Annotated in this window: 19 protein-coding genes and 1 pseudogene; 7 read left to right on the top strand and 13 right to left on the bottom strand. The window is 71.5% G+C overall.

The window, feature by feature from the left end:
• Positions 1 to 64: 64 nt before the first annotated feature.
• On the bottom strand, positions 65 to 676 hold the full coding sequence (locus GQQ92_RS12940; protein WP_156999724.1) for a TetR/AcrR family transcriptional regulator: 612 nt from the start codon (positions 674 to 676) through the stop codon (positions 65 to 67).
• Between the two features lie 176 nt (positions 677 to 852).
• Here GQQ92_RS12940 and GQQ92_RS12935 point away from each other — a divergent pair, with 176 nt between their 5' ends.
• Entirely contained in the window at positions 853 to 2,151 is a 1,299-nt protein-coding gene (locus GQQ92_RS12935; protein WP_156999723.1) for an MFS transporter, read from the top strand.
• On the top strand, positions 2,148 to 3,851 hold the full coding sequence (locus tag GQQ92_RS12930) for an amidohydrolase (RefSeq protein WP_156999722.1): 1,704 nt from the start codon (positions 2,148 to 2,150) through the stop codon (positions 3,849 to 3,851). The genes GQQ92_RS12935 and GQQ92_RS12930 overlap by 4 nt, the downstream gene beginning before the upstream one ends.
• 325 nt (positions 3,852 to 4,176) lie before the next feature.
• Here the strand turns inward: GQQ92_RS12930 and GQQ92_RS12925 are convergent, their stop codons facing one another.
• From GQQ92_RS12925 to GQQ92_RS12870, 12 genes are all read right to left on the bottom strand, one after another.
• Positions 4,177 to 5,739, bottom strand: coding sequence for an APC family permease (locus tag GQQ92_RS12925; RefSeq protein ID WP_156999721.1), 1,563 nt, complete (start codon positions 5,737 to 5,739; stop codon positions 4,177 to 4,179).
• Positions 5,736 to 6,620 (bottom strand): universal stress protein, encoded by an 885-nt coding sequence (locus GQQ92_RS12920; protein ID WP_156999720.1) that lies wholly within the window; start codon positions 6,618 to 6,620, stop codon positions 5,736 to 5,738. Before GQQ92_RS12920 ends, GQQ92_RS12925 begins: the two co-directional genes overlap by 4 nt.
• A gap of 3 nt (positions 6,621 to 6,623) precedes the next feature.
• Complete coding sequence (locus tag GQQ92_RS12915; RefSeq protein ID WP_156999719.1) at positions 6,624 to 7,988, bottom strand: flavin monoamine oxidase family protein; 1,365 nt, start codon at positions 7,986 to 7,988, stop codon at positions 6,624 to 6,626.
• Positions 7,989 to 8,131: 143 nt separating this feature from the next.
• Positions 8,132 to 9,604, bottom strand: a complete 1,473-nt coding sequence (locus GQQ92_RS12910) for an NAD-dependent succinate-semialdehyde dehydrogenase (protein ID WP_156999718.1) — start codon at positions 9,602 to 9,604, stop codon at positions 8,132 to 8,134.
• Between the two features lie 115 nt (positions 9,605 to 9,719).
• On the bottom strand, positions 9,720 to 11,021 hold the full coding sequence (locus GQQ92_RS12905) for a Glu/Leu/Phe/Val family dehydrogenase (RefSeq protein WP_156999717.1): 1,302 nt from the start codon (positions 11,019 to 11,021) through the stop codon (positions 9,720 to 9,722).
• A complete protein-coding gene (gabT, locus tag GQQ92_RS12900; protein WP_156999716.1) occupies positions 11,018 to 12,376 on the bottom strand; it encodes a 4-aminobutyrate--2-oxoglutarate transaminase in 1,359 nt (452 codons plus the stop codon). Before gabT ends, GQQ92_RS12905 begins: the two co-directional genes overlap by 4 nt.
• A 200-nt stretch (positions 12,377 to 12,576) precedes the next feature.
• Positions 12,577 to 14,415: an ABC transporter permease gene (locus GQQ92_RS12895; RefSeq protein ID WP_156999715.1), complete on the bottom strand. Its 1,839-nt coding sequence runs from the start codon at positions 14,413 to 14,415 to the stop codon at positions 12,577 to 12,579.
• A gap of 54 nt (positions 14,416 to 14,469) precedes the next feature.
• The gene (locus GQQ92_RS12890; RefSeq protein WP_156999714.1) at positions 14,470 to 15,648 is read right to left on the bottom strand and encodes a type 2 periplasmic-binding domain-containing protein; all 1,179 of its coding nucleotides are present in this window, start codon (positions 15,646 to 15,648) and stop codon (positions 14,470 to 14,472) included.
• 108 nt (positions 15,649 to 15,756) lie between these two features.
• Positions 15,757 to 16,881 (bottom strand): ABC transporter ATP-binding protein, encoded by a 1,125-nt coding sequence (locus tag GQQ92_RS12885; protein WP_156999713.1) that lies wholly within the window; start codon positions 16,879 to 16,881, stop codon positions 15,757 to 15,759.
• 85 nt (positions 16,882 to 16,966) lie between these two features.
• Complete coding sequence (locus GQQ92_RS12880; protein ID WP_156999712.1) at positions 16,967 to 18,481, bottom strand: DHA2 family efflux MFS transporter permease subunit; 1,515 nt, start codon at positions 18,479 to 18,481, stop codon at positions 16,967 to 16,969.
• Positions 18,482 to 18,509: 28 nt separating this feature from the next.
• The gene (locus GQQ92_RS12875; protein ID WP_156999711.1) at positions 18,510 to 20,135 is read right to left on the bottom strand and encodes an LVIVD repeat-containing protein; all 1,626 of its coding nucleotides are present in this window, start codon (positions 20,133 to 20,135) and stop codon (positions 18,510 to 18,512) included.
• A gap of 243 nt (positions 20,136 to 20,378) precedes the next feature.
• Positions 20,379 to 21,332 carry a LysR substrate-binding domain-containing protein gene (locus GQQ92_RS12870; protein WP_156999710.1) on the bottom strand — a complete coding sequence of 318 codons (954 nt, stop codon included), beginning with the start codon at positions 21,330 to 21,332 and terminating at the stop codon, positions 20,379 to 20,381.
• 83 nt (positions 21,333 to 21,415) lie between these two features.
• On the opposite strand from GQQ92_RS12870, the gene GQQ92_RS12865 reads away from it, so the two are divergent.
• The 5 genes and pseudogenes from GQQ92_RS12865 to GQQ92_RS12845 all read left to right on the top strand — a co-directional run.
• The gene (locus GQQ92_RS12865) at positions 21,416 to 22,924 is read left to right on the top strand and encodes a 2-hydroxymuconic semialdehyde dehydrogenase (protein WP_156999709.1); all 1,509 of its coding nucleotides are present in this window, start codon (positions 21,416 to 21,418) and stop codon (positions 22,922 to 22,924) included.
• Positions 22,921 to 23,820 carry a 2-keto-4-pentenoate hydratase gene (locus tag GQQ92_RS12860; RefSeq protein WP_269149182.1) on the top strand — a complete coding sequence of 300 codons (900 nt, stop codon included), beginning with the start codon at positions 22,921 to 22,923 and terminating at the stop codon, positions 23,818 to 23,820. The genes GQQ92_RS12865 and GQQ92_RS12860 overlap by 4 nt, the downstream gene beginning before the upstream one ends.
• Positions 23,817 to 24,788, top strand: a complete 972-nt coding sequence (locus GQQ92_RS12855) for an acetaldehyde dehydrogenase (acetylating) (RefSeq protein WP_156999708.1) — start codon at positions 23,817 to 23,819, stop codon at positions 24,786 to 24,788. Before GQQ92_RS12860 ends, GQQ92_RS12855 begins: the two co-directional genes overlap by 4 nt.
• Entirely contained in the window at positions 24,785 to 25,903 is a 1,119-nt protein-coding gene (gene dmpG / locus GQQ92_RS12850; RefSeq protein ID WP_156999707.1) for a 4-hydroxy-2-oxovalerate aldolase, read from the top strand. The genes GQQ92_RS12855 and dmpG overlap by 4 nt, the downstream gene beginning before the upstream one ends.
• Positions 25,900 to 26,082 (top strand): annotated as a pseudogene (locus tag GQQ92_RS12845) (hypothetical protein); the annotation flags it as partial. The gene dmpG and the pseudogene GQQ92_RS12845, both read left to right, overlap by 4 nt.

Raw genomic sequence — 26,082 nt, 5'->3', positions numbered from 1 at the left:
CCGCGGTGGCATGCGTCTCGATCGAACGCGCCCCTGTGCGAGACGCTACACGCCGCGCGGCGCGTCAGCCGAGGTGTCGGGCGAGCCGCAGGCGCAGCGAGTCGAGCAGCAGGTCGAGGCCGAGCTCGAAGGCGCGGTCGGAGCGCTCGTCGCCGTGGGGCGACTCGGCGATGAGGCGCCCGAGGGTCGCGGTCTCGCCCTGGGGCTGCCAGACCTCCTCGGGCGACGCGAGGTCGAGGCCGAAGCCGATCGCGAACGCGTCGATGATCGCGATGACGCCCAGCACCTCGTCGTCGGGGAACCCGGCCTCGAGCAGCGTCGTGGCGAGGCGGTCGTAGCTCTCGATGACGAACGGGTCGGTGATCGTCTTGCCCACGACGAGGGGCACGAGGTTCGGATGCCGCGCGTACATGCGCCGCTGCGCGCGCAGGGTCTCGGCGACGACCTCGTGCCATGCGCCGTGCTGCAGCTGTGCGCCCGACTCGACCGAGAAGCGCCCGCGCATGAGCTCGATGATGCCGTCGCGTCCGTCGACGTGGTTGTACAGCGACGACGGGGTGACGCCGATGCGCCGCGCGAGGGCGTTGACCCCGAACGGCTCGCCCGAGTCGACGAGTTCGAGCGCGGCATCCGCGATGCGCTCGACCGAGAGCAGCGGCACCTTCGGCCTGGCCATGTGTCCTCCGTCGTCGGGTGTCGGATGTCGCGGGCCGGACGTCCCGAATCAGGCTAGACCGCTTCCCTGCGGCATCCGTCGTATGCATAATAAACGAATACCATTCGCTAAACGCGCGGCGACACCCCGGCCGGCGATCCCACCGCACGACGACGTGCCCCATTCGGAGAACGAACATGACCGACCTCGACCTCGCCGCACGCGTTCCGCTGCGGCTGCCCACCGCGACCGCCACGTTCACGATCGGCATCGCGGGCTACCTCGGCGTCAACCTGTCGCCGTACATGATCACCGCGCTGCAGGGCGCGCTCGACAGCGACGTGCTCACCGCCAGCTGGATCGTGACCGCCACCCTGCTCGCCACCGCGATCACGGGCCTCGCCATCGCGCCGCTCTGCGCCGGACCGCGCCGACTCGCCGTCGCCCGCATCGGCCTGGTCGCCGCGATCCTCGGATTCGGCACCGCCGCGCTCGTCACGGTGCCCGCCCTCGTCATCGCGGGGCTCATCCTCGGCGGCATCGGCGCGGGCGGTGCGGTCGCGTCGGCCGGCGCCGCGATCGCCGCGTTCACCAACCCCGACCGGGTCGCCGGCTTCAACGGGCTCGCCAACCGCGCCGTGGTCACCGTGATCCTCGCGGTCGTCCCGCTCATCGGCCTCGCCCCGATCGACGTGTTCGGCGCGCTCGCCCTGTTCTCGGTCGTCGCACTCGCCGTGAGCGGCTGGCTTCCGGCGGCCCCCGTGCTCGACCCGCGAGCCGGCGGCGCCGTCGCCGAGGCCGTGCCCCTCGAGGTGCCCGAGACCTCGGCGATCCCGGCGCTGAAGGCCCGCGCCGCGGCATCCGCCCGCCCCTCCCGCATCACCACGGTCGCCGGCATCGTGCTGCTCGCGACCTTCGCGCTCTGGGCCGTCAGCGAGGACTCGCTCTGGGCGATGGCCGGCGTCATGGGCGCCGAGCAGGCCGCGCTCACCCCCGAGGGTCTCGGTCTCGCGCTCAGCGGCGCCACCGCCGGCGGACTCGTCGGCTCGGTGCTGCTCATGATCGTCGGCAACCGGCTCGGCCGGGCCGTGCCCCTCGTCGTGCTGCTCGTGCTCGGCGGCGCGCTCAAGATCGTCGAGGGCTTCACGACCGACGAGGCCTCGTTCATCGCGGTCTTCATCGCGTGGAACACCGTGTACGCGATCGCGTTCATGTACTTCGTCTCGACGTCGGCCGCGCTCGACGTCGACGGCCGCTGGTCGGGCCCGCTGCTCGCCGTGTACCTCGTGGGCTCCGCGCTGACGCCGGTCATCGGCGCCGCGATCGCGCAGGCGTTCGGCTACCAGGGCTTCACCGTGGTGCTCGGCGTCGCGAGCTTCGTGCTCGCCGTGCCCGCCGCGTTCGCCGCTCACGTCTCGAGCCGGCACGAGCGCGGGGTCGCCGCGCGCGATTCCGCCGTCCCCACGCCCGCCGACACCGAGGAGGTCTCCGCATGACCCGCACGATCTTCCGCAACGCCCGCATCTTCACGGCGGATGCCCCGGCGGGCGCTGCTGCGACCGATACCGATTCGGCCGCCGTCACCTGGGCCGAGGCCCTCGTCGTCGACGGCGACACGCTCGCCCACGTCGGCGACGAGGCGGGCGCGGTTCGGATCGCCGGCGCGGATGCCGCAATCGTCGACCTCGGCGGACGCCTCGTGCTGCCCGGCTTCACCGACGCGCACACCCACCTCGTGATGATGGGCGATGCGCTCGGCCGGGTCGGGCTCACCGACGCGCGCACGCTCGACGAGATCCGGGCTCGGCTGCGCGCCGCACGGGCGGCCGACCCCGACGCGCCGCGCGTGCTCGGTCGCGGGTGGCTGTTCGACTCCGTGCCGGGCGGCGCCCCGACCGCCGCGATGCTCGATGCGGCCGTCACCGACGTGCCCGTCTACCTCGACGCCAACGACTACCACTCCTGCTGGGTGAACTCCGCGGCGCTCGCCGAACTCGGCATCACGCGCGACACTCCCGACCCGATCGGCGGCCGTATCAGCCGCGACGCCGACGGCGAGGCCGACGGCATGCTCTACGAGACCGCCGCGCAGCAGTTCGCGTGGGACCACCTCGCGAACGCCACGACCGACGCCGACCGCGACGCCGCCGTCGAGCGCACCATCGACGCGTACCTCGCCACCGGCGTGACCGGGGTCGTCGACATGGCGTTCGACGGGCTCGGGCTCGCCGCGTTCCGACGTGCGGCCGAGCGGCGCGGCGGCAGCCTGCCGATCCGGGTGGCCGCGCACTGGTTCGTCGCCAACACGGGCGACGACGCCGCGAACCTCGCGCAGGTCGCCGAGGCCGCACGGCTCGCCGCCGAGACATCCGCCGCGCCGACCGCGCCGTGGCTGCGCATCGTGGGCATCAAGCTCGTGCTCGACGGCGTGATCGATGCGTGCACGGCCGCGATGCGGCATCCGTACGCCGACGGGTCCAACGCCGAGCCGATCTGGCCGCCCGCCGCGCTGAACCCCGTGGTCGCGGCCGCCGACGCCGCCGGCCTGCAGGTCGCCCAGCACGCGATCGGCGACTACGCGAGCGAGATCGCCCTCGACGCGCTCGAGCACGCCGCCGAGGTGAACGGCGACCGGCCGCGCCGCCACCGCATCGAGCACCTCGAGTACGCGGCCCCCGGAACGGCTGAGCGGATGTCTCGCCTCGGCGTCACCGCGTCGATGCAGCCCGTGCACGCCGACCCCGCGATCTTCGACAACTGGGTCGCGATGCTCGGCGACGAGCGCGTCGAACGCGCGTTCGCGTGGCCCGAGTACGTCGACGCGGGCGCCCTGCTCGCCTTCTCGACAGATGCCCCGACCGCCCCGCACGAGGCCCTGCACAACATGTACGTGGCCGCCACGCGAAAGTCGGCGCTCGACCCCTCGCACGCGCCCGCGCTGCCCGGATTCGCGCTGCCGCTCGCGCAGGCCATCGGCCATGCGACCCGCGACGCCGCAGCCTCGTGCGGCGACGGCGACGCCCGCGGACGCCTCGTCGCGGGCCTCGCCGCGGACTTCGCGGTGCTCGACGTCGACCCGTTCGAGGTCGGCGACGAGGCGCTGCTCACGGCGCGCGTGATCCGCACGGTCGTGGCCGGCGCGACGGTGTTCGAGGCGGACGCCGACGACGGGGCCGCCACGGCCGCGCGGTCCTGACCCGCCCGTGCGCCGGGTGTTCATCGGGCCGGGTCGGGCCGCTCCACGTGGCCTTCATCGCACTCATGCTGGGGTTCGCCGCGACCTCGGCGCCGGGCGTGACGTCGAGTCTCTGAAGTCGACTTCGGCCGGTCCCGTGGATGCGCTGCGAGGCATCCGCTGGTCTGCCCGATTCGGAGATTTTGGCGACATGCCGCTCGTTGTGCCGCTCGCACACGGCGTGTCGCGGAATCTCCGAATCGGGCAGCTTCACCGACGCGGCGGAGGCCGCCCCCGGGCCCACCCGCACCGCCACACGGTGAGCGCATCGGCAGCGCCGGGCCGACTACGCGTCGGCGACCGCCCGAGACAGCGTCTCGCCGCGGAAGAAGGCCGGACGCCTGCGCCACTGCCACAGCATCACCACTGCGCCGCCGAGCAGCACGACCATGCCGAGCACGAACACGAGCCCGACGCCGAACACCGACGAACCCGAGCCGTACTCAGGATCCATGGAGTCGATGAGCGTGGTGAAGAACAGCACCGAGAGGATGACCCCGCCGATCAGCGGCGCCAGCAGCGTGTAGACCGTGTTGCGCACCGACGCGAACCACACCCTTCTGAAGAACCACACGCACGCGAACGCCGTGATGCCGTAGTAGAAGCAGATCATCATGCCGAGCGCCGTGATGGTGTCCCACAGCACGTTCTCGCTCAGCAGGCGCATGACCGTGTAGAACACCGAGGCCACGATCGCCGAGACGACCGTCGCGTAGCCCGGCGTGAAGAAGCGCGGGCTGACGCTCGCGAACTTCTCGGGGATCGCGCCGTAGTGGCCCATCGCGAGCAGCGTGCGCGCCGGCGACACGAACGTCGACTGCAGGCTCGACGCGCTCGACGTGAGCACCGCGAGCGAGACCAGCACCGCGAGCGGCCCGAGGATCGGCCCCGCGAGATGGAAGAACACGTTGTCCTGGATGTCGGGATTGCCGAGCCCGTACTCGCCCGTTCCGACGCCCGCAAACGCGATGAGCGAGACCGAGATGAGCAGGTAGAGCACCACGATCGTGACGACGGTGATCGTCGCGGCGCGGCCCGGGGTCTTGTCGGACCCCTTCGTCTCCTCGTTCATCGTGAGCGTGACGTCCCAGCCCCAGAAGATGAAGATCGACAGCGACAGACCCGCCGCGAACGCCGAGAACGAGTCCACCTCGAACGGGTTGAACCAGGACGCCTCGATCGGCGTCGCGTCGAACGCGTTGCCGTTCGCGGTCTCGATGAGCGCCGCGACCGAGAACGTCACGAGCACCGCGACCTGGAACCCGACCAGCCAGTACTGGAGCTTCTGCGTCGTCTGCATGTCGCGGTACGAGACCCAGGTGGCGCCGAGCATGAACAGCAGGCACACCGCGACGTTGACGAACGGGTTCGTCGCGATGCCGGCGATGTCGGGGTTGCCCGAGATCTGCGCGATCAGGAGGAACAGGAAGTCGACCGCGATGCCCGCGAGGTTGGAGAGCACGAGGATCGTCGCGGCGATGAGGCCCCACCCGGCCATCCACCCCACCCAGGGGCCGAAGGCGCGCGTCGCCCACGTGAACGAGGTGCCGGAGTCGGGCATGCGCTTGTTGAGCTCGCGGTAGCCGAGGGCGACGAGCAGCATCGGGATGAACCCGACGAGGATGATCGCCGGCACCTGCACGCCCACCTCGGACACCGTCGGCCCGAGCGCGGCCGTCAGCGTGTACGCCGGGGCGATGCACGAGATGCCGATGACGATCGCGCCGATGAGGCCCACGGAACCGGCCGAGAGGCCCTTCTTCGAGATGCCGTGCTCGTGGGCTCCGGCGGCGTCGACCGCCGCGCTCGCGCTGGTGAGCGGCGCGCCGGACCCGGATTCGTTCGTCATGATGCCGTCCTTCGGCTCGAGGTGCGCGGCACGACGATCATCGGTACCGGGAGTTCGCGGATCATCTTCGACGCCGTCGAACCGAGGAAGAGATGCTGGGGCCGCGCGAGGCGGCTGGATGCCACGAGCACGACCTCGCCCCGGTGCCAGTCGAGGCTGCGCACCGCCGCCTCGATGCTGTCGCCGGTCGCGACCGCGACGGAGACGTCGGTGGTCGCCGGCAGCTCGCGGCGCGCGGCCGCGAGCACCTCGTCGGCGTGCGCGGTGCTCGTGAGCTCGGCGAGCCCCTCGTCCATGCCCGCCGGGAGGTCGATCGACGCCAGCGACAGCAGCCGGACGGGCGCGTGCATCGCCTTCGAGAGCCGCACCGCCGCATCGAGGAGCGCGCTCGCGCCAGGACGCGAGCCCACCGCCGCCGTGATGCGCGAGATGCCGACGGATGCCGCAAGCTCACGTGAACCCGACGGTGCGAGCGCCACCGGGACATCCGACGAGTGCAGCAGCTCGTTCGCGACCGATCCGATGCGCGAACGCCCGAGGATGCCGCCGCGCGCCGCGCCGACGACGATCAGCGACGCGCCGAACTCGTGGGCCGCGGAGATGAGGCCCTCGGCGAACGACTCGGCGTAGCGCACGTGGAGCGACTGCGCGACATCCGGGTCCAGGCCCTTCGACGCCTCGGTCAGCCAGGCGCGGGAGCGCTCCTTGAGGTGGCGTTCGTACCCGACATCCGAGGGCACGGTGCTGCTGCGCGCCTCGCTCGGCAGCACCATGACGACGTCGAGGAGCGCTTCGCTCGCCGCCGCGAGCCTCGTCGCGAGGGCCAGCGCGTCGGCGCCGTGCTCGTTCGCGGTGTACCCGACGACGAAGCGCGCGGACACGGCTCAGCCCTCCGCGAGGATGGCGGCGGCGACCTCGCGGCCGACGCGGATCGCGCCGTCGACGTGCTGGTAGCCCTTGCCCGCCATGTCGCTGCACGAGAAGTGGATCGGGCCGACGGGGGTGCGGAGGTCGGCGCCGTACCGGGCGAGGCCGCCCATGTCGAAGCTCGCCGCGTACGCGCCGCGGGTCCACTCCTCGGAGCCCCAGTCGGACTCGTAGTAGACGACCGGGTTCTTCGCCTGCTCGCCGTAGTAGTGCGACAGCGACTCGAGGATCTTCGCCTTGCGCTCCTCGGCGTCGAGCGTGAAGACGCCGTCGGCCTCCTCGTCGGACACGAAGCCCACGAGGGTGCCGCGCGGGTCGCCGTGGTTCGTGTTGTCGTACGCCTCGTGCACGAGCTCGTACGGGCTGAACGCCGTGCCGCTCAGGCCGTCGGCGCGCCAGAACGGCGTCTCGTAGACGGCGTGCACCTTGATGACGAAGCCCATCGAGAGGTGCTGGTGCAGCTGGTGCTGGCGGCGCGGCAGCGGCGGCTCGTACGAGATGCGGCTGATGAGCACGGGCGCGAGGGCGAGGATCACGCGCTTCGCGTGCACCTCGAGGTCGTCGGTGACGGCCGTCACGCCGGCGTCGGGCTGCTCGGGGTTCCAGCGGAGCTTGCGCACCGGCTGGCCGAGGCGCACCGCCCCGCCGAGCCGCTCGGCGAGGCCGAGCGGCACCAGCTGGAGGCCGCCGACGACGCGCTTGTCGAGGATGAAGTCGGCGTCGACGAGGTTCGAGAACGAGCCGGCGGATGCCGCCATGAGCAGCGCCTGCAGGGCCGAGAACGCGTGCGCGGGCTTGGTGAGCATCGCACCGGCGATGAACATGCCGATGTTGAGCTTCGCCTCCTCGTCGTCGGTCTGGGTGCCGAGCCACTCGGCGAAGCTGACCTCGTCGAGCTCCTTCGCACGCGGGTGCGCCCACGGCGCGTCGGGGTCGATCTCGGCGACGAGCGCGTCGAGCTTCTCGATGAGGCCCACGATCTCGCCCTCGGTCTTCGCCGGCACCGGGAAGATGTCGCCCTCGAAGAGGCGGCGTTCGCCGGTCTCGCCGATGTACACGTTCTCGCCCTCGCGGTACCGCGAGTACGTCTCGAGGCCGAGCTCGTCGATGGTCTCGATGAGGGCGTCCTGGTCGGGCGAGACCCACTGGCCGCCGATCTCGAGCATGGCGCCGTCGATATCGTCGGTCCAAAGGCGGCCGCCGATGCGGTCGCGGGCCTCGAGCACGACGACGGACTTGCCGGCGTCCTTCAGCTTGTTCGCGGCGGTGAGGCCGGATGCCCCGGCGCCGACGATGACGACGTCGCAGTCGATGCGTTCCATGGTGTGTGTTCCTTCGCTGGTTCGTGCGGTGTTCGCCGGTCGAGGTCGCTGGTCGAGGTCGGTGGTCGAGGAGGGCCGCCAGGCCCGTCTCGAGACCCCCCCCCTCAGGTCTCGAGACGCTGCGCTCCTCGACCGGCGGGAGGTCAGTCGACCGGGACGAGCGTGTACTTCGTGTCGAGGTACTCGTGGATGCCCTCGAGCCCGCCCTCGCGGCCGATGCCCGACTGCTTCACGCCGCCGAACGGTGCGGCGGCGTTCGAGACGAGGCCGGTGTTGAGCCCCATCATGCCGGTGGCGAGGTGGTCGATCATGCGGTGCCCGCGCGCCAGGTCCTTCGTGAAGACGTACGAGATGAGGCCGTACTCGGTGTCGTTCGCGAGGCTCACGGCCTCGTCCTCGGTGGCGAACGTGGTGATGCCGAGCACCGGGCCGAAGATCTCCTCCTTCAGCAGGCGCGTGCCCGCCGCGACGCCCGCGAGCACGGTGGGCGCGTAGAACGTGCCGTCGCCGTCGACGATGCGGGTGCCGCCGGTGAGCACGGTCGCGCCGCGCGAGACGGCGTCCTGCACGAGGGCGTCGGTCGACTCGACCGCCTTGCCGTCGATGAGCGGGCCGATGTTCACGCCGTCCTCGGTGCCGCGGCCGACCTTCATGGCCTCGACCTTCTCGGCGACGCGCTTCGCGAATTCGTCGGCGACCGACTCGTGCACGATGAAGCGGTTCGCCGCGGTGCAGGCCTGGCCGATGTTGCGGAACTTCGCGACCATCGCGCCCTCGACGGCCTTGTCGAGGTCGGCGTCGTCGAAGATGACGAACGGCGCGTTGCCGCCGAGCTCCATCGAGGTGCGGAGGATGCCGGTCGCGGCCTGCTTCATGAGGGCCCGGCCGACCTCGGTCGAACCGGTGAAGCTGAGCTTGCGTAGGCGCGGGTCCTCGATGATCGGGCCCGAGACCTTCGACGAGGTCGACGTCGGGATGACGTTGACGACGCCCTTCGGCAGCCCGGCCTCCTCGAGCAGCTGCACGAACGCGATGGTCGTGAGCGGCGTGAGCGCCGGCGGCTTGATGACGACGGTGCAGCCCGCGGCGAGCGCGGGGGCGATCTTGCGGGTCGCCATCGCGAGCGGGAAGTTCCACGGCGTGATGAAGAACGACGGGCCCACGGGGCGCTGCGAGACGATCATGCGCCCCGTGCCCTCGGGGTTCAGCCCGTAGCGGCCGGAGATGCGCACGGCCTCCTCGCTGAACCAGCGCAGGAACTCGCCGCCGTAGACGACCTCGCCGCGCGCCTCGGCGAGCGGCTTGCCCATCTCGAGCGTCATGAGGAGCGCGAACTCCTCCTTGCGCTCCTGGAGCAGGTCGAACGCCTTGCGCAGCAGTTCGCCGCGCACGCGGGGCGCGGTCGCGGCCCATTCCTCCTGCGCGGCGACGGCCGCGTCGAGGGCGCGGATGCCGTCGGCCGGCGAGGCATCCGCGATCTCCTTGATCGTCGTGCCGGTCGCGGGGTCCTCGACGGCGAGGGTCTTGCCGCCCTCGGCGTCGACCCACTCGCCGCCGATGAAGAGACGGTGCTCGACGGCGGAGAGGACGGTCGATTCGAGCGATGCATTCGTCATGTGCGTGTGACTCCCGTTCGATGTGGTGGTGAAGTGCCGGCGGTTCGTGGGTGCCGTGCTGCCGAGTCGCCCGGTTCTGTGCGAAAACGGGCGAGTCGGGATGGTCGTCGGTGGATCAGGGGTAGAGGCCCCGGAGTCGGTGCGCGTCGGCCACGCGTTCGACGGCGAGCGCCGTCGCGGCGGTGCGAAGCGAGAGCCCCCTGGTCTCGGCGTATCCCAGCACGTGCTGCCACGCGTTGAGCATCCGCTCCTCCAGTCTGGTCTCCACCTCGTCGGCGCGCCACCAGTAGGCCTGATTCGCCTGCACCCATTCGAAGTACGAGACGATCACGCCGCCGGCGTTCGCGAGGATGTCGGGGACGACGAGGATGCCGCGCTCGCGCATGATCCGGTCGGCGGTGGGCGTCGTCGGGCCGTTGGCGCCCTCGACGACCACGCGCGCACGCACCTCGCCCGCGTTGGACTCGTGCAGCACGCCCTCGACGGCGGCGGGCACGAGCAGGTCGACGTCGAGCGTCAGCAGGTCGGCGCCCTCGAGCGGCTCGGACCCGGCGAAGCCGACGACGGAGCCGGTGGCGCGCACGTGCTCGTCGAGCGCCTCGATGTCGAGTCCGGCGGGGTTGAACACGGCGCCGTACTGGTCGCTCACCCCGGCGACGCGGACGCCGGCCTCGGACAGGAACCGCGCGGCATCCGCACCGACCTTGCCGAAGCCCTGCACGGCCGCACTGGCACCCGAGGGCTGGATGCCCACGTGGCGGAGCGCGGCGAGCGCGATGTGCGTGACCCCGCGGCTCGTCGCCGAGGCGCGCCCCTGCGATCCGCCGAGCGCGATGGGCTTGCCGGTCACGATGCCGGGCACGGTGTAGCCGCTGCTGACGGAGTAGGTGTCCATCATCCAGGCCATGGTCTGCTCGTCGGTGCCGATGTCGGGCGCGGGGATGTCGCGCTCGGGGCCGATGATCGGCAGGATCTCGCTCGTGTAGCGGCGGGTCACGCGCTCGAGCTCGGCCGTGGAGTGCAGTCGCGGGTCGATCGCGACACCGCCCTTGGCACCGCCGTACGGCACGTCGAGCAGGGCGCACTTCCACGTCATCCACATGGCGAGGGCGCGCACCTCGTCGATGTCGACGTTCGGGGCGTACCGCAGGCCGCCCTTGGCGGGGCCGCGCGAGAAGTTGTGCTGCACGCGGTAGCCGACGTACAGGCGGCTCTCGCCGGAGTCCATGCGCAGCGGCACGGCGACCGTGAGCTCTCGGCGCGGGGTCGCGAGCATCTGGTGCAGGCCGTCGTTGTAGCCGAGCAGGGCGACCGCCTCGGCGAGCTGGGAGCGCGCGTCGGTCAGCGGGGTGGCGATGTGGTCGGCGGATGCCTCGGGGCGGGCGATCACGACGTCGTTGTCGGTGAGGGCGGTCATGCCGTCTTGAGTCCTTCCGCGACGACCTGGAGGCCCTCGATGAGCAGGTCGTCGGAGATGGTGAGCGGAGGCAGGAACCGGATGACGTTGCCGTACGTGCCGCAGGTGAGCACGAGCACGCCCTGCGAGCAGGCGTACGCGGCGACCTTGCTCGTGAGGGCCGCGTCGGGTGCGCCGGTGGCGGGGTCGACGAGCTCGACGGCGACCATGGCGCCCCGGCCGCGGACGTCGCCGATGCGGGCGTCGGCGGTGCGCAGGGCGTTCAGGCGGCCGATGAGGACGCTGCCGATCTCGCGGGCGCGGCCGATGAGGCCGTCCTGCTCGTACGACTCGATCGAGGCGAGCGCGGCGACGCAGGCGAGCGGGTTGCCGGCGTAGGTTCCGCCGAGTCCGCCGGCGCCCGCGGCGTCCATGATCTCCGCGCGGCCGGTGACCGCGGAGAGCGGCAGGCCGCCGGCGATGCCCTTTGCGGTGGTGATGAGGTCGGGCACGATGCCCTCGTGGTCGCTCGCGAACCATTCGCCCGTGCGGCCGAAGCCCGACTGGACCTCGTCGGCGATGAAGACGACGTCGTTGGCGCGGCACCACTCGACGAGGGCGGGGAGGAAGCCCGCCGCGGGCACGATGAAGCCGCCCTCGCCCTGGATGGGCTCGATGATCATGGCGGCGAGGTTCTCGGCGCCGATCTGCTTCTCGATCTGCGAGATGGCCTTGGCCGCGGCATCCGCGCCCGAGAGCCCGCCGTCGCGGAAGGGGTAGCTGAGCGGCACGCGGTACACCTCGGGGGCGAACGGGCCGAAGCCATTCTTGTACGGGATGTTCTTCGCGGTCAGGCCCATGGTGAGGTTCGTGCGGCCGTGGTAGGCGTGGTCGAACGCGACGACGGCCTGCTTCTTCGTGTAGGCGCGGGCGATCTTCACGGCGTTCTCGACGGCCTCGGCACCGGAGTTGAACAGGGCCGAGCGCTTGGCGTGGTCGCCGGGGGTGAGCTCGTTGAGCTTCTCGGCGACGTCGACGTAGGAGTCGTAGGGCGCGACCGTGAAGCAGGTGTGCGTGAAGGCGTTGAGCTGCTTCGTCACGGCCTCGACGACGCGCGGGTTGGCGTTGCCGACGCCGGTGACGGCGATGCCGGAGCCGAGGTCGATGAGCGAGTTGCCGTCGGCGTCGACGAGCACGCCGCCGCCGCCCGCGACGACGGCGATCGGGATGGTCGTCCCGACTCCGGATGCCACGGCCTCGGCCTTGCGCGCCATGAGCTCCTGCGAGCGCGGGCCGGGGATGGCGGTGACGAGGCGTCGCTCCTGCGGGAGCGCCGGTCCTCCGGTGACGGCGACCGGGGTGTCGACGATGGTCATGACGGGCTCCTCTGCAAGCTGACGACGGTGGCGGGCACCGGTTCGATCCGGTTGGCGATGCCGCAATGCTAAGACGCGCCGAGCGGATGCCGCAGCGCCCCGATGTACAGCGCCCACACGATTCTTCGACTCGACGTACAACGACGACCGCCCACCCGACGAGGTCGGATGGGCGGTCGGGCGGCCGGCTCGGCGGCGCCTCAGCGTTTGGCGAGCTCGCGCTGGTCGGCGAGGTCCTGCGCCGCGACGGAACGCGTGTCGGGCGACACGGGCTCGTCGGGTTCGATGACCGGCGTGCCGCCGATGCCCGGCAGCGGCCGACGGCGCTTCGCGCGGCCGATGGCGCGCAGCGACACCGCCCACTGGAGGCCGTAGCCGATCACGAAGACGAGCAGGGTGAAGATGAGCGCCATCGCCGCGCCCTGGTCGGGCTGGTAGAGCTGCGCCGACCGGGGGCTGATCATCGCGTACATGTAGACCGAGAGCGGCCGGGTCTCGGGCGTGGCGAGGAACGCGGGCAGCGTGAACTCGTTCGTGCCGAGCACGAACATCTGGATCCACACGGCGAACACGGTCGGCATGAGCAGGGGCACGACCACCTTGCGGAAGCCCTGCAGGGGGCTCGCGCCGCTCACGAGCGCGGCCTCCTCGAGCTCCATGCGGATCTGCAGGGTCGCGCTGTACCCCGAGCGGTACGCGATCGAGACCCGGTACGAGTAGGCGATGACGAGCGCGACGAGGGTTCCGGCGAGCGGGATCACCGGGTTGATGACCATGAACGTGAGGAACATCGCGAAGCCGACGATGACCGCGGGAATGGCGACCGACGACGACGCGAACAGGTCCATCGCCTTCGACCAGCCCGTGCGCCGGCCGCGGGCGATGCCGTAGGCGAGCACCGTCGCGACCACGCAGGCGATCGTGGCGCTGCCGCCCGCGATGACGAGGGTCCGGCCGAGCGAGGCCCAGAATTCGGGGTCGGCGAGCACGGCGCCGAACGAGCCGAACTGCGTCTGCGTGACGAGCGCGTCGAACGAGAAGGCGATCGGGTAGGGCGTGATCGAGGACCACAGCAGCGCGAAGAGGGGCAGGATCGCGGTGAGCAGCACGAACACGACGACGAGCACCATGACGGGGATCTTCCACGCCCCGAGCTTCATGACGGTCGGCCGGAACCCCTTGCCCGAGATCGACGCCCGACGTTCGGCGTTGCGTGTGGCCCGCAGGTAGATGACGAACGCGATCGTCGTGATCACGAGGAACACGCAGCCCCACGCCGCGGCGAGGCCGTACTGCGGCAGCTCCCCCGCACCCGCGCTGATGAGGCTCCAGAGCTTCAGCGCGAAGATCGACTTGCCGGACTGCTGGCCGAACAGGAGCGGGATCTCGAGGCTGCCGAGGCCGAGGATGAACGTCAGCACCGCGACGCCGAGCAGGCCGGGCCAGAGCATCGGCAGCGTCACGCGGCGCAGCGTCTTCGGCCACGAGGCACCGGATACCCTGGCCGACTCCTCGAGGGAGCCGTCCATGCTCGTGAGGATCGGCACGATCATGAGGAACGGGAACGTGACGTTCGTGAGCGCCTGGATGAAGGTCATCGTCACGAACGAGTAGGGGTCGATCACGAGGTCGCCGGGCAGCAGCCGGAGCAGCTGGTTCAGCACCCCCGACTCGGGCGAGAGCATGAGCAGGTACGCCTGCGCCTTGACGATGGGCGGGATGATGAACGGCACCACGACGAGCACCGAGATCACGCGGCGCATCGGGGCGTCGGTGCGCACCGTGACCCACGCGAGGCCGAACGCCATGAGCAGGGAGAGCACCGTCGAGCCGCCGACGAATGCGGCCGTCGAGCCCAGCACCGCCCAGAAGTCGTCGCGCAGCCCCCACAGCGTCTGGAAGTTCTCGACCGACCACTTGGCCGACGAGACGCCGAACGGCAGGAACGGACCTCTGAAGGCCGTGATGACCTGCACCGCCAACGGGATCGCGAGGAGGAGGAAGATCACCGCACCGGCGATGATCGTCGCGATCCGCATGGATGTCGGCCGAGTGCGCTCGACCTTCAGGGTCCGTCCTGCCTGAGACACGTGTTATCCGTTCAGTGCGGCGTCGGCCGCGTTGATCATGGCGATCCAGTCGTCGCGGGTGTCGGCGGTCTCGGTGATCGCACCGCCCTCGAGTCCCGCGAGCAACGCATCGGCGTTCGTCTTCATGAGGCCCGTCGCCGAGTCGAACAGCGAGGTCGGCAGACCGGCGTAGGGCACCTGGGTCGTGGAGTAGTTCTCGTCGGTCATGCGCAGCTCGAGCCAGTCGGGGTCGTACGCGTTCCAGAGCGCCCAGAGCATGGCGCCCGCGGGGTTCTTCGCGTCGACGTTGACGCCCGAGAACTGCGCGAACACGCCCGAGTCCTCGTACGGCGAGACCGAGAGGCTCGGGTTCGGGTTGAAGAGCGTCTGTCCGAGCGCGAGGGGCACGTCGCCGCTGGAGAGGGGCGAGTCCTGGTCTTCGAGCACCTGGAGGTTGCCCGACGAGAGGAGGTCGCCGATCAGGCCCGTCATCGCCTCTTCGCCGTTCTCCATGCCGTAGCCGGCGAACACGTTCGCGTTGTAGCTGGCCACCGAGACCCTGCCCGCGTACATCGGGTCGAGGAGGCCCTCGAGCGTGTCGGGCGCCTCGATCTTGTCGGTGTTGACCTGCATGAGCGAGCCGTTGACGCTGTCGGGCAGCATCTCGGGCGCGCCGATCGTGAAGTACTCCTTCGGCACGCCGAACTGCGTCCAGTCGACGTCGGCCCAGTAGCCCTCGTCGGTCATGGCGGCGGCCGAGACGAGCGAGCCCGAGATGACGTCGGTGTTGCGCGAGCCGGTCGCCTTGGCCGAGATGATCGCCGACGACAGGTTGTAGGTGAGCCCGCGGGTCTCGATCTTCAGGTCGGGGTACCGGGAGTTGAACTGCGCGATCACGTCGGGCGAGAGCTCGTACCAGTCCCAGATCACGAGCTTGCCGCCGTCGGCCTCCTTGGCCTCCTCGTAGAGGCCGTCCATCTGCTCGTCGATCGCGGGCCAGAAGTCGTCGTAGAAGTTCTCGCACCGGGTGATCGCGCCGAGCTCGACGGCGTCGCAGGCGGCCAGGTCGACGGCGCCGCCGGTGGGTTCGATCTCGGCGCCGGCGGATGCGCCGCCCGAGCTGCACGAGCTCAGCGCCAGCATTCCGACCGCTGCGAGAGCGATGAATGCCGTGCGCGTGGTGCGGGTGATGCGTGTGTCCATGATTCGCGTTCCTTTCTCTGACGTGGTCCTTCGGGGATGGAGCCGGTGAAGCGGATGCTGCGGGGTGGAGCGGATGCTGCGGGTGGAGCGGTGGTGCGGTCGGGGGGCCTAGGCCGCGAGGACGCGGCAGGCGGTCGGGTCGAGTTCGAGGAAGATGCGGCTGCCGGAGCTCGGCGATCTCAGGGGCGCGCCGCGGGCGACGAGGGTTCCGACGACGGTCTCGCCGTGCAGCACCTCGGCCTCGTACTCGACGATCTCGCCGAGGAACTCGACGCGGGCGACGCGGGCGGGAAGCACGTTGGGGCGGTCGGGTGCGCTGTCGTGCCAGCGCACGCTCTCGGGCCGGAACGTGACGGTCACGTCGGCGCCGGTGCCGATCGCGGGCGGGCACGGGGTGACCATGCGCGAGCCGAACGCCTCGATGAGGGCGTCGCCGGAGTCGTCGCGCGAGCGCACGACGGCGGGGATCATGTTCACGCGTCCGACGAAGTCCGCGACGAAGCGGTCGGCCGGGCTGTAGTAGAGGTCGCGGGGCGCGGCCTCCTGCACGATGCGGCCCTGGTTCATGACGGCGACGCGGTCCGACATCGACAGCGCCTCCGACTGGTCGTGGGTCACGTAGAGCGCCGTGATGCCGAGTCGCTGCTGCAGGGCGCGCAGCTCGTGCCGCATGGTGTCGCGGAGCTTGGCGTCGAGGTTCGAGAGCGGTTCGTCGAGCAGGAGGAGCTTGGGGCGGTGGGCGAGCGCCCGGGCGAGGGCGAGCCGCTGCTGCTGCCCGCCCGAGAGCGCGGTGGCGGGCCGGTGCGCGTAGGCGTCGAGCTGCACGAGTTCGAGCGCCTCCATGGCGCGTCGCCTGGCCTCCTGCTTCGGCAGCCGCTTGGCCGAGACCTGCAGGGGGAACACCGCGTTGGCGAGCACGGTCATGTGCGGCCAGATGGCGTAGTTCTGGAACACCATGCCGATGTCGCGGCGGTCGGGCGAGACGTGCTTCGTGCCGGTGGAGAGCACGTTCCCGTCGAGCGAGATGACGCCGCCGTTGCTGTGCTCGAGCCCGGCGACGCAGCGCAGCGTCGTGGTCTTGCCGCACCCCGAGGGGCCGAGGAGCGAGGTGAACGTGCCGGGCTCGATGGTGAACGTGACGCCCTTCACCACGGGCACCTCGGCGCCGTCGAGCTCGTACTGCTTCTCGAGGCCGTCGACGACGAGGCGCCCGCCTCCGGTTGCGTCGGTCATGTCGGTGCTCACCTTTCAGTGACGGTTTCTGGATGCTGGATCCCGTTGGATGATTCGGATGCCTCGGCGGCCGTTCGCGCGGGCATCAGCGCTCGCCGCCGCCGGTCGATGCCGGAGTCGCCTCCGCGGTGGGCGTCGGCTCGCCCCACCCGACGGTGACCTTGGGTCGGGCGAAGCCGAGCACCACGAGGGCGCAGACCCCGAAGCCGGCCGCCGCGAGCCAGAGCGACTGGCCCATCGCCGTGGAGAAGCCCGCGACGAGCGCCTCGGGAAGCGCGCCGCCCTCGGCGGGGCGCACGTGCTCCGCCTCGACGCCGGGCAGTTGCGCCGCGATCGCGATGCCCATGATGGAGGCGATCGCGGCCGAGCCGAGCACGGATCCCACCTGCCTGGTCATCGAGTAGACGCCCGATCCTGCCCCGGCCTGTGCGCGGGGCAGGTTGCGGGTCGCCGTCGACGCGAGCGGTGCGAAGACGCCCGAGATGCCGACGCCGAGCAGCGCCGAGGGCAGCAGCAGCACCGCGTACGGGACATCCGGCGCCAGCAGCACGCTGTACCAGGCCAGCGCGACCGCCGACGTCGACAGCCCGGCGAAGGCGACCCACTTCGGGTCGACCCGGTCGCTCATGCGACCGACGAGCGGGGCGAGCACGCCCGAGATCACCGCCATCGGCACGAGCATGAGCGCGGCCTGGGTGGGCGTGAGCCCTCGCCCCACCTGGAAGTAGTACGCGAGCGGCAGCGGCATCGCCGTCAGGGCGAGGCCCACGAGCGAGATCGCGACGTTCGACAGCGCGAAGTTGCGGTCGCGGAACAGCCCGAGCGGCAGCAGCGGCTCGACGCGGTTGAACGCCTGCCAGACCACGAACCCGGCCAGCACGAGGATGCCGGCGACGATGAGGCCCCAGACCGTGATCGGTCCGACGATCACGCCCCAGTCGTACGTCGACCCCTCCTGGATGCCGAACACGAGCAGGAACATGCCGACCGCGCTCAGCACCACGCCGAGCCAGTCGAACCGGTGCACATGGGTCTCGAGGTCGGGCACCAGGCGCCAGGCCGCGACGAACGCGATGACGCCGACGGGCACGTTCACGAAGAACACCCACTCCCAGCCGAGCGAGTCCACGAGCACGCCGCCGAGGATCGGGCCGACGAGCGTCGCGACGCCCGCGACCGATCCCCAGAGGCCCATGGCCGCTCCGCGCTGGGTGGGCGGGAACACCCGGGTGATGACCGCCATGGTCTGCGGCGTCATGAGCGCGGCGCCGAGGCCCTGCACCGCCCGCGCCGCGATGAGCATGCCGATGTCGCCCGAGAGCCCGCACCAGAGCGAGGCGAGCGTGAAGACGACGAGCCCGACGAGGTACACGCGCTTCGGGCCGAAGCGGTCGCCCAGGCGCCCGGTGATGAGCAGCGGCACCGCGTAGGCCAGCAGGTAGGCGCTCGTCACCCAGATCACCGAGGTGAGGTCGGTGTCGAGGTCGTGGAGGATCGCCGGGTTCGCGATCGACACGATGGTCGTGTCGACGAGGATCATGAAGAACCCGATGACGAGCGCCCAGAGGGCGGGCCACGGTCTGGAGGTCTGCTGGGTCATGTCGGCTCTCGCGGGGGTCTCGGCCGGTTCAGCGGGCGTCGGATGCCGCGGCGTCGGGCAGTCCGACGACGGGCTCGCCGAGCAGCGGTGTCGAGACCGCGTAGATGCCGTGGTTCGAGAACAGCCAGATGAGGTTGCGGTCCCACTCGACGAAGATGCCGTGCACCGGGGCGGCGAGATCGTCGTCGTCCTTGAGGCCCATGGGCGGCACGAAGTACGCGCCGACCTTCGGGTCCTCGGGGTCGCGCACGTCGAAGATCTGCAGGCCCGCCGCGTAGAACGCGTAGGGGATCACGCCGCCGTGCGGGGTTCCGGTGTTCGTGAAGTAGCCCGAGCGCTTGGGGCCGAACGACCCGCGGCGCTGCGCCCAGTCGGTGAACTTCGCCTCGGCGGGCGGCACCGGACGCGGGAGCGTGCGCACGACGCGCGGGTTCGTCGGGTCGGAGACGTCGATCTGGTAGATCTCCTTGGCGGGCTCGTAGCAGTCGGTGTTCATCGGGTAGCCCGAGACGTACACGTAGCCGGTCTCCTCGACCTGGGTGGTGTCGACGTTGTCGCCCTCGGTGCCGGCGACGCTCGTCGGGAGCGCGCACCAGCCGACGTGGTGGATGTTCGCGGGGTCGGAGACATCCAGCACGAAGAAGCCCTGGCCGCCCTGCGCGGCGTAGGCGTGGCGGTAGCCCGACTCGACCGAGCGGGGCATGAACACGCCCATGCGCGAGCCGAACCACGAGGTCTTGTTGTTCCAGCGGTCGTTGCCCGCGAGGTACTCGGAGTCGACCTCCTCGCCGGCACGGGTGCCCGGCACCCACCAGGTCGAGAGCAGCTCGGGCTTGGACGGGTCGGTCATGTCGTAGGCCGCGTGGCCCGCGGCCCACAGCGTGGTCTTGTAGGGCTGGTTGGTGAAGGTGTTGTCGGGCGCGGTGGCGACGAAGAGGTACTTGTCGCCGTAGTAGACGGGCAGGTCGAGGACGCCGTTGCCCTCCTGGATCTCGTCGGGCCCGTGGTTCGGGTCGGTCGAGGTCTCGTTGACGAGGACCCAGTCGCGGGGGCTCGGCCCGTTCATCTCGAACGTGCGGAAGCCGCGCAGGCCCTCCCACTCGAGCAGCTGGCCCTCGACGGTGTCGTCGATCCACTTGTTCGCGACGCGGCCCTTCAGGAAGTAGCGCGGCGTCTCGCTCGCCTGGATCGCGAGGAACTTCCCGAGCTGCTCGTTCCACTGCACCGTGGTCGCGCCGAACTGCGGGCGCGGGTCGCCCCAGCCCCGTTCCTCCTCGTCGACGACCTTCAGGTCGCGCGGATCGGTGATGTCGTAGAGCTTCCAGTGGTTGCCGCCGCCGTAGTGCAGCATGTAGCGCGTGCCGTCCATGTCGTAGATGCACTGCCACGAGTGGCTCGTGTTCACGACGATCGGGTAGTACGCCTCGGCGGTCGCGTTCAGGGCGTAGGTCTCGGGGTCGCGGTAGTCGAGCTGGCCGGGCCAGTCGACGAACACGTCGCGCGGCACCGACGGGGTGTGCGCGGGCGGCAGGAAGGTACCGTCGGGCTGCATGCCCCACGAACCGGGCTCGGGATCGGCCGGCTCGCCGGCGACCCGCTCGAAGTCCTGCGGGTCGTACTTCTTCGCGTTCTGAGCGTAGGGAGAGCCGGCCATTTCGCCTCCAGATCGGGCAACTGCTGTGCGGTGTCACGACGCAGGGCGGCGTCGTTCATCACAGCGTCGTCGGATCTCCCAGTACTGTCCAATATCTATAACGGCCGCTGCCATGACTGATCGGGCATACCTGTTTCGGCGACGGTCAGCGACCGCTCACCGGGCGTTCAGACTCGCCCGGACGGAGCGGGACCGTCGGAGCCGAGGCAGCCGCGCGCCTCCGGTGCGGGGTCGACCGCGGCCTCAGCGCCCGGACTCGGCGACCTCGCGCTCGAGCGCGGCGAGCCTGGCGCCGGCGTCGCGCAGGTGCACGAGCAGCGCGGCCGCCGCCGCCGACGGCGCGCGGTCCTTCGCCGAGGTGACCCCGACCGACCGGCGGATCGAGCTCAGCTGGGTCGGCAGCAGCTGCAGCTCGGCATCGTCGAGCGCGATGAACATGGGCAGCGCCGCGATCACGTCGCTCGACACCAGCAGGGTGCGCAACGTGAGCATCGACGTGCACTCCACGCGGTCGGCGGGCAGCGGCAGGCCCTCGTGGAAGAACACCGCCTCGAGCTCGGCGCGCAGCGCGGTCTGGGCGACCGGGAAGATCCACGGGTAGCCGACGAGGGCGGCGAGCGAGGTGGGCGAGATGTCCTGCACGGGGTGGCCGACGCGGGTCACCAGCCGGATCGGCTCCTGATGCAGCCGTTCCTGCTCGAGCCGGACGGGCACGGTCGACGAGAGCCGGCCGACCGTGAGGTCGAGGTCTCCGGCGAGCAGCAGCTGCTGCAGCGTGTCGGGGGTGCCCTCGCGCACGACCACCGTCAGGCGGGGGTGCTCGGCCTTGAGCGCCGCGATCGCGCGCGGCAGCAGCAGGTTCGAGCCGGCCAGGTGCGTGCCGACCGTCACGGTGCCGAGCTGGCCCGACTTCATGAGCCGCACCTCCTCGCCCGCGACGCGCAGCTCCGCGAGCACCGACCGGGCCCGTTCGATGAACGGCACCCCGTAGCGGGTCGGCACCACGCCGCGCGGCAGCCGTTCGAAGAGCTGCACGCCCACGAGCTCCTCGACCTCGCGGAGGCCCCGGGTGACGACGGGCTGGGTGATGTGCAGCGACTCGGCCGCACGCACGAGCGTGCCCTCGTCGGCGATGGCGGCGAGCAGCACGAGATGACGGATCTTCAGGCGCCCGTCGAGCATGTGGTCGGAGGTCATGGCACCGAACCATAGCCGTTCAGGCATGGCAGTGCCACAAGAGAGTATTTGTCGGCATCCCGTCGCCTTCCTAGCCTGAGGACATGCCCGCCCTGACGTCGCAGACGACGACCACCGCCCCGCCCGCCTCGGGCACGCCGCGCGACATCCGCAACTTCATCGGCGGCGACTTCGTCGACGGCGTCGCCGGGTTCGACAAGATCGACCCGGTCGACGGCGCGGTCATCGGGCGCGTGCACGAGGCCGGCCGCCACGAGGTCGACCGGGCCGTCGCCGCCGCGCGCGCCGCCTTCGACGGGCCGTGGGGCCGGATGTCGGTCGGCGACCGCGCCACGCTGCTGCGCCGCATCGCCGACGCGATCGAGCGCCGCTTCGACGACCTCGTGGCCGCCGAGGTCGGCGACACCGGCAAGCCCGAGACGCTCGCCCGCGACCTCGACGTCGCCCGCGCGGCCATGAACTTCCGCTCCTTCGCCGACACGGTCGCCTCGACCGGACTCGACTCGTTCCTCACCGAGTTGGCCGACGGCCGCCGAGCGCTGAACTACGCGATCCGCAAGCCGCTCGGCGTCGTCGCGATCATCGTGCCGTGGAACCTGCCGCTCCTGCTGCTCACCTGGAAGCTCGCCCCCGCGCTCGCCTCGGGCAACACCGTCGTCATCAAGCCCTCGGAGGAGACGCCGTCCTCGGCGACGCTCCTCGCCGAGATCCTCAGCGAGGCCGGGGTGCCCGACGGCGTCGTCAACGTCGTGCACGGATTCGGCGAGGATTCCGCGGGCGCGTTCCTCACGGGGCATCCGGGCATCGACGGGGTCACCTTCACGGGCGAGACCTCGACCGGATCCGCGATCATGCGCGCGGTCGCCCCGCGCGTGCGGCCCGTGTCGTTCGAGCTCGGCGGCAAGAACGCGGCCGTGGTCTTCGCCGACGCCGACCTCGACGCCGCGATCGCGGGCCTCGCGAGGTCGACCTACCTGAACACCGGGCAGGTCTGCCTCTGCACCGAGCGCATCTACGTCGAGCGCCCGATCTTCGACGAGATGGCCGCCGGGCTCGCCGAACAGGCCCGCCGGCTGCGGCTCGGGCGGCCCGAGAACCCCGCCACCACGACCGGCCCGCTCATCTCGCAGGCCCACCGCGCGAAGGTCCTGTCCTACTTCGACCTGGCTCGCGAGGAGGGGGCGACGGTGCTCGCCGGCGGCGGCGTCCCGACCCTCGGCGACGGGCTCGACGGCGGCTCTTGGATCGAGCCGACCCTCTGGAGCGGCCTCGACAACTCGAACCGCGCCGTGCGCGAGGAGGTCTTCGGACCGGTCGCCGCGATCATCCCGTTCGACACCGAGGCCGAGGCGATCGCCCTCGCCAACGACACCGACTACGGCCTCGCCGCCGTCACCTGGACGAGCGACCTCACCCGCGGCCACCGCGTCGCGCAGCGCATGCGCACGGGCATGTCGTGGGTGAACACCTGGTACCTGCGCGACCTGCGCAGCCCCTTCGGCGGCATGGGCCTGTCGGGCATCGGCCGCGAGGGCGGCCACCACTCGCTCGAGTTCTACACCGAGCCGACGAACGTGTGCGTGCAGCTGTGACCGGGCAGCGGACCCCCGCCTGGCCCGGCGAGACGCCGGAGATCACGACGGCGACGGATGCCGCGGGCGCGACGGACGCCGTCAGGGCCGCCGCCGCGCGACTGGCCGCCGCCGCGGCATCCGCCGTGCCGTGCGCCCCCGTGCGCGAGCTCATCGGCGAGGCCGACCTCGACGCCGCGTACGCCGTGCAGTCGCTCGGCATCGCCCGCCGCATCGCCGAGGGCCGGCGCGTGATCGGCCGCAAGATCGGGCTGACCTCGCCCGCCGTGCAGGCGCAGTTCGGCGTCTTCACGCCCGACTACGGCGTGCTCCTCGACGACATGGTGTTCGACGACCGCGCGCCGATCGACCTCGGCCGGTTCCTGCAGCCGCGGGTCGAGGCCGAGATCGCGTTCGTGCTCGGCCGCGACCTCGACTCCCCCGTCACGAACGTCGCCGACGTGCTGCGCGCCACCGAGTTCGTGCTGCCCGCGATCGAGATCGTCGACTCGCGCGTCGCCGACTGGGACATCCGCATCGCCGACACCGTGGCCGACAACGCCTCGAGCGGCGCGATCGTGCTCGGCACGACCCCGCACGCGCTCGACGGGCTCGACCTCGCCGCGGTCGGCATGCGGCTCGACCACGCCGGCGAGCCCGTCTCGACCGGCACCGGCGCGGCCTGCCTCGGCAGCCCCGTCATCGCGGTCGCCTGGCTCGCCCGCGCGGTCGCCCGCCACGGGCAGCCGCTGCGCGCCGGCGAGGTGATCCTCTCGGGTGCGCTCGGCCCCATGGTCGCCGCCGCACCCGGCGTGTTCCGGGCCCGCCTCGACGGGCTCGGCGACGTGCGGGCCGACTTCACGGCGCCCGCGGCATCCGACCGAACCTCCATCTCGACCGAAGGGAACCCGGCATGAGCGTCGGCGTCGCCGTCATCGGCTCAGGCAACATCGGCACCGACCTGCTGATCAAGGTCAAGCGCCTCTCGAAGACCCTGCACGTGGTCGCCATGGCCGGCATCGACGAGCACTCCGACGGGCTCGCCCGTGCCCGGCGCCTCGGCGTCGCGACGACCCACGAGGGCGTCGACGGCCTGCTCGCGATGCCCGAGTTCGCCGACGTCGAGCTCGTGTTCGACGCCACCTCGGCCGGCGCCCACGCCCGCAACGACGCGCTCGTGCGCAACGCGGGCCGCATCATGGTCGACCTCACGCCCGCCGCGATCGGGCCGTACGTCGTGCCCGTCGTGAACCTCGACGCGCACCTCGACGAGTCGAACGTGAACATGGTCACGTGCGGCGGCCAGGCGACCGTGCCCATGGTCGCCGCCGTGTCGCGCGTCGCGCCCGTCGCCTACGCCGAGATCGTGGCATCCATCGCCTCGAAGTCGGCCGGCCCCGGCACCCGCGCCAACATCGACGAGTTCACCCAGACGACCGCGCGCGCCATCGAGCGCATCGGCGGCGCCGAGCGCGGCAAGGCGATCATCGTGCTGAACCCGGCCGAGCCGCCGCTCATCATGCGCGACACCGTGTTCTGCCTCGTCGAGGGCGAGGTCGACGAGGCCGCCGTGCGCGACTCCGTCGACCGCGCCGTCGCCGACGTGCAGGCCTACGTCGGCGGCTACGCCCTGAAGCAGCGCGTGCAGTTCGACGCCGTCGACGAGGCCTACGTGCCCGCGCTCGACCGGCCGTTCCGCGGCATCCGTGTGACCGTCATGCTCGAGGTCGCCGGCGCCGGGCACTACCTGCCCGAGTACGCGGGCAACCTCGACATCATGACCTCGGCCGCGCTCCGCACCGCCGAACGCCTCGTCGAGCGCCGCCTGGAGCGCCGCCTCGACGAGCACCGACTCGCCACCGAGACGACGGGAGCCCGCGCATGACCGCGCAGCAGCCGACGAACGCCGCGCCCGCGGCATCCGCCCCTGAGGCATCCGCCACCCGCGTGTACGTGCAGGACGTGACCCTCCGCGACGGCATGCACGCCCTCGCCCACCGCTACACCGTCGAGCAGGTGCGCGACATCGCGGCCGCCCTCGAGGCCGCGGGCGTCGACGCGATCGAGGTCGCCCACGGCGACGGACTCGGCGGGTCGAGCGTCGCCTACGGGCACGGCGCCGACACCGACGAGCGCTGGATCGCGGCCGCCGCCTCGGTGCTCACGCGCGCGAAGCTCACCACCCTGATCCTGCCCGGGATCGGCACGATCGACGACCTCGCCCGCGCCCGCGACCTCGGCGTGCGCAGCGTGCGCGTGGCCACCCACTGCACCGAGGCCGACGTCGCCGCCCAGCACATCGGCTGGGCGCGCGACCACGGCATGGACGTCTCGGGGTTCCTCATGATGAGCCACCTCAACGATCCGGAGGGGCTCGCCGAGCAGGCCCGCCGCATGGAGTCGTACGGCGCGCACTGCGTGTACGTCACCGACTCCGGCGGCCGCCTCACCATGGCGGACGTCGCCCGACGCATCGACGCGTACCGCGAGGTGCTCTCACCCGACACGCAGATCGGCATCCACGCGCACGAGAACCTCTCGCTGAGCGTCGCGAACTCGGTCACGGCCGTGGAGCACGGCGCCCTTCGCGTCGACGCCTCGCTCGCCGGGCAGGGTGCGGGCGCCGGCAACACGCCGATCGAGGCGTTCATCGCCGTCGCCAACCTGCTCGGCTGGCAGCACGGCTGCGATCTCTTCGCACTGCAGGATGCCGCGGAAGAGCTCGTGCGCCCGTTGCAGCGCCGCCCGGTGCGCGTCGACCGCGAGACCCTCTCGCTCGGCTACGCGGGCGTCTACTCGAGCTTCCTGCTGCACGCGGAACGCGCGGCCGAACGCCACGGGCTCGACGCCCGCGACATCCTCATCGAGCTCGGCCGTCGGCGCATGGTCGGCGGTCAGGAGGACATGATCGTGGATGTGGCCCTCGACCTGCTCGCCGAACGCGCCGACGCCGCGCGCGCCGGCGCGGCCGCGTCGGCCGGCGCGGGGGCCGTCGCGTGACCGCCGCCGCCGCGTTCGCGGCCGCCGCCTCGGTGCTCACGCGCGCGAAGCTCACCACCCTGATCCTGCCCGGGATCGGCACGATCGACGACCTCTCCCGCGCCCGCGACCTCGGCGTGCGCAGCGTGCGCGTGGCCACCCACTGCACCGAGGCCGACGTCGCCGCCCAGCACATCGGC

The organism is Agromyces terreus (assembly GCF_009749465.1).
Lineage (GTDB): Bacteria > Actinomycetota > Actinomycetes > Actinomycetales > Microbacteriaceae > Agromyces > Agromyces terreus.
This window is presented reverse-complemented; position numbering and strand designations above follow the sequence as displayed.

Excerpts from the sequence above, each read along its gene's own strand:
- GQQ92_RS12875 (WP_156999711.1), bottom strand. The coding sequence starts at position 20,135 with ATGGCCGGCTCTCCCTACGCTCAGAACGCGAAGAAGTACGACCCGCAG.
- dmpG (WP_156999707.1), top strand. The coding sequence starts at position 24,785 with ATGACCGCGCAGCAGCCGACGAACGCCGCGCCCGCGGCATCCGCCCCT.
- GQQ92_RS12895 (WP_156999715.1), bottom strand. The coding sequence starts at position 14,415 with ATGCGGATCGCGACGATCATCGCCGGTGCGGTGATCTTCCTCCTCCTC.
- GQQ92_RS12930 (WP_156999722.1), top strand. The coding sequence starts at position 2,148 with ATGACCCGCACGATCTTCCGCAACGCCCGCATCTTCACGGCGGATGCC.
- GQQ92_RS12855 (WP_156999708.1), top strand. The coding sequence starts at position 23,817 with ATGAGCGTCGGCGTCGCCGTCATCGGCTCAGGCAACATCGGCACCGAC.
- GQQ92_RS12905 (WP_156999717.1), bottom strand. The coding sequence starts at position 11,021 with ATGACCGCCCTCACCGACAACGACGTCGTGATCGCCCGCCCCGAGGCA.
- GQQ92_RS12890 (WP_156999714.1), bottom strand. The coding sequence starts at position 15,648 with ATGGACACACGCATCACCCGCACCACGCGCACGGCATTCATCGCTCTC.
- gabT (WP_156999716.1), bottom strand. The coding sequence starts at position 12,376 with ATGACCATCGTCGACACCCCGGTCGCCGTCACCGGAGGACCGGCGCTC.
- GQQ92_RS12925 (WP_156999721.1), bottom strand. The coding sequence starts at position 5,739 with ATGACGAACGAATCCGGGTCCGGCGCGCCGCTCACCAGCGCGAGCGCG.
- GQQ92_RS12880 (WP_156999712.1), bottom strand. The coding sequence starts at position 18,481 with ATGACCCAGCAGACCTCCAGACCGTGGCCCGCCCTCTGGGCGCTCGTC.
- GQQ92_RS12865 (WP_156999709.1), top strand. The coding sequence starts at position 21,416 with ATGCCCGCCCTGACGTCGCAGACGACGACCACCGCCCCGCCCGCCTCG.
- GQQ92_RS12940 (WP_156999724.1), bottom strand. The coding sequence starts at position 676 with ATGGCCAGGCCGAAGGTGCCGCTGCTCTCGGTCGAGCGCATCGCGGAT.
- GQQ92_RS12910 (WP_156999718.1), bottom strand. The coding sequence starts at position 9,604 with ATGACGAATGCATCGCTCGAATCGACCGTCCTCTCCGCCGTCGAGCAC.
- GQQ92_RS12915 (WP_156999719.1), bottom strand. The coding sequence starts at position 7,988 with ATGGAACGCATCGACTGCGACGTCGTCATCGTCGGCGCCGGGGCATCC.
- GQQ92_RS12885 (WP_156999713.1), bottom strand. The coding sequence starts at position 16,881 with ATGACCGACGCAACCGGAGGCGGGCGCCTCGTCGTCGACGGCCTCGAG.
- GQQ92_RS12870 (WP_156999710.1), bottom strand. The coding sequence starts at position 21,332 with ATGACCTCCGACCACATGCTCGACGGGCGCCTGAAGATCCGTCATCTC.
- GQQ92_RS12935 (WP_156999723.1), top strand. The coding sequence starts at position 853 with ATGACCGACCTCGACCTCGCCGCACGCGTTCCGCTGCGGCTGCCCACC.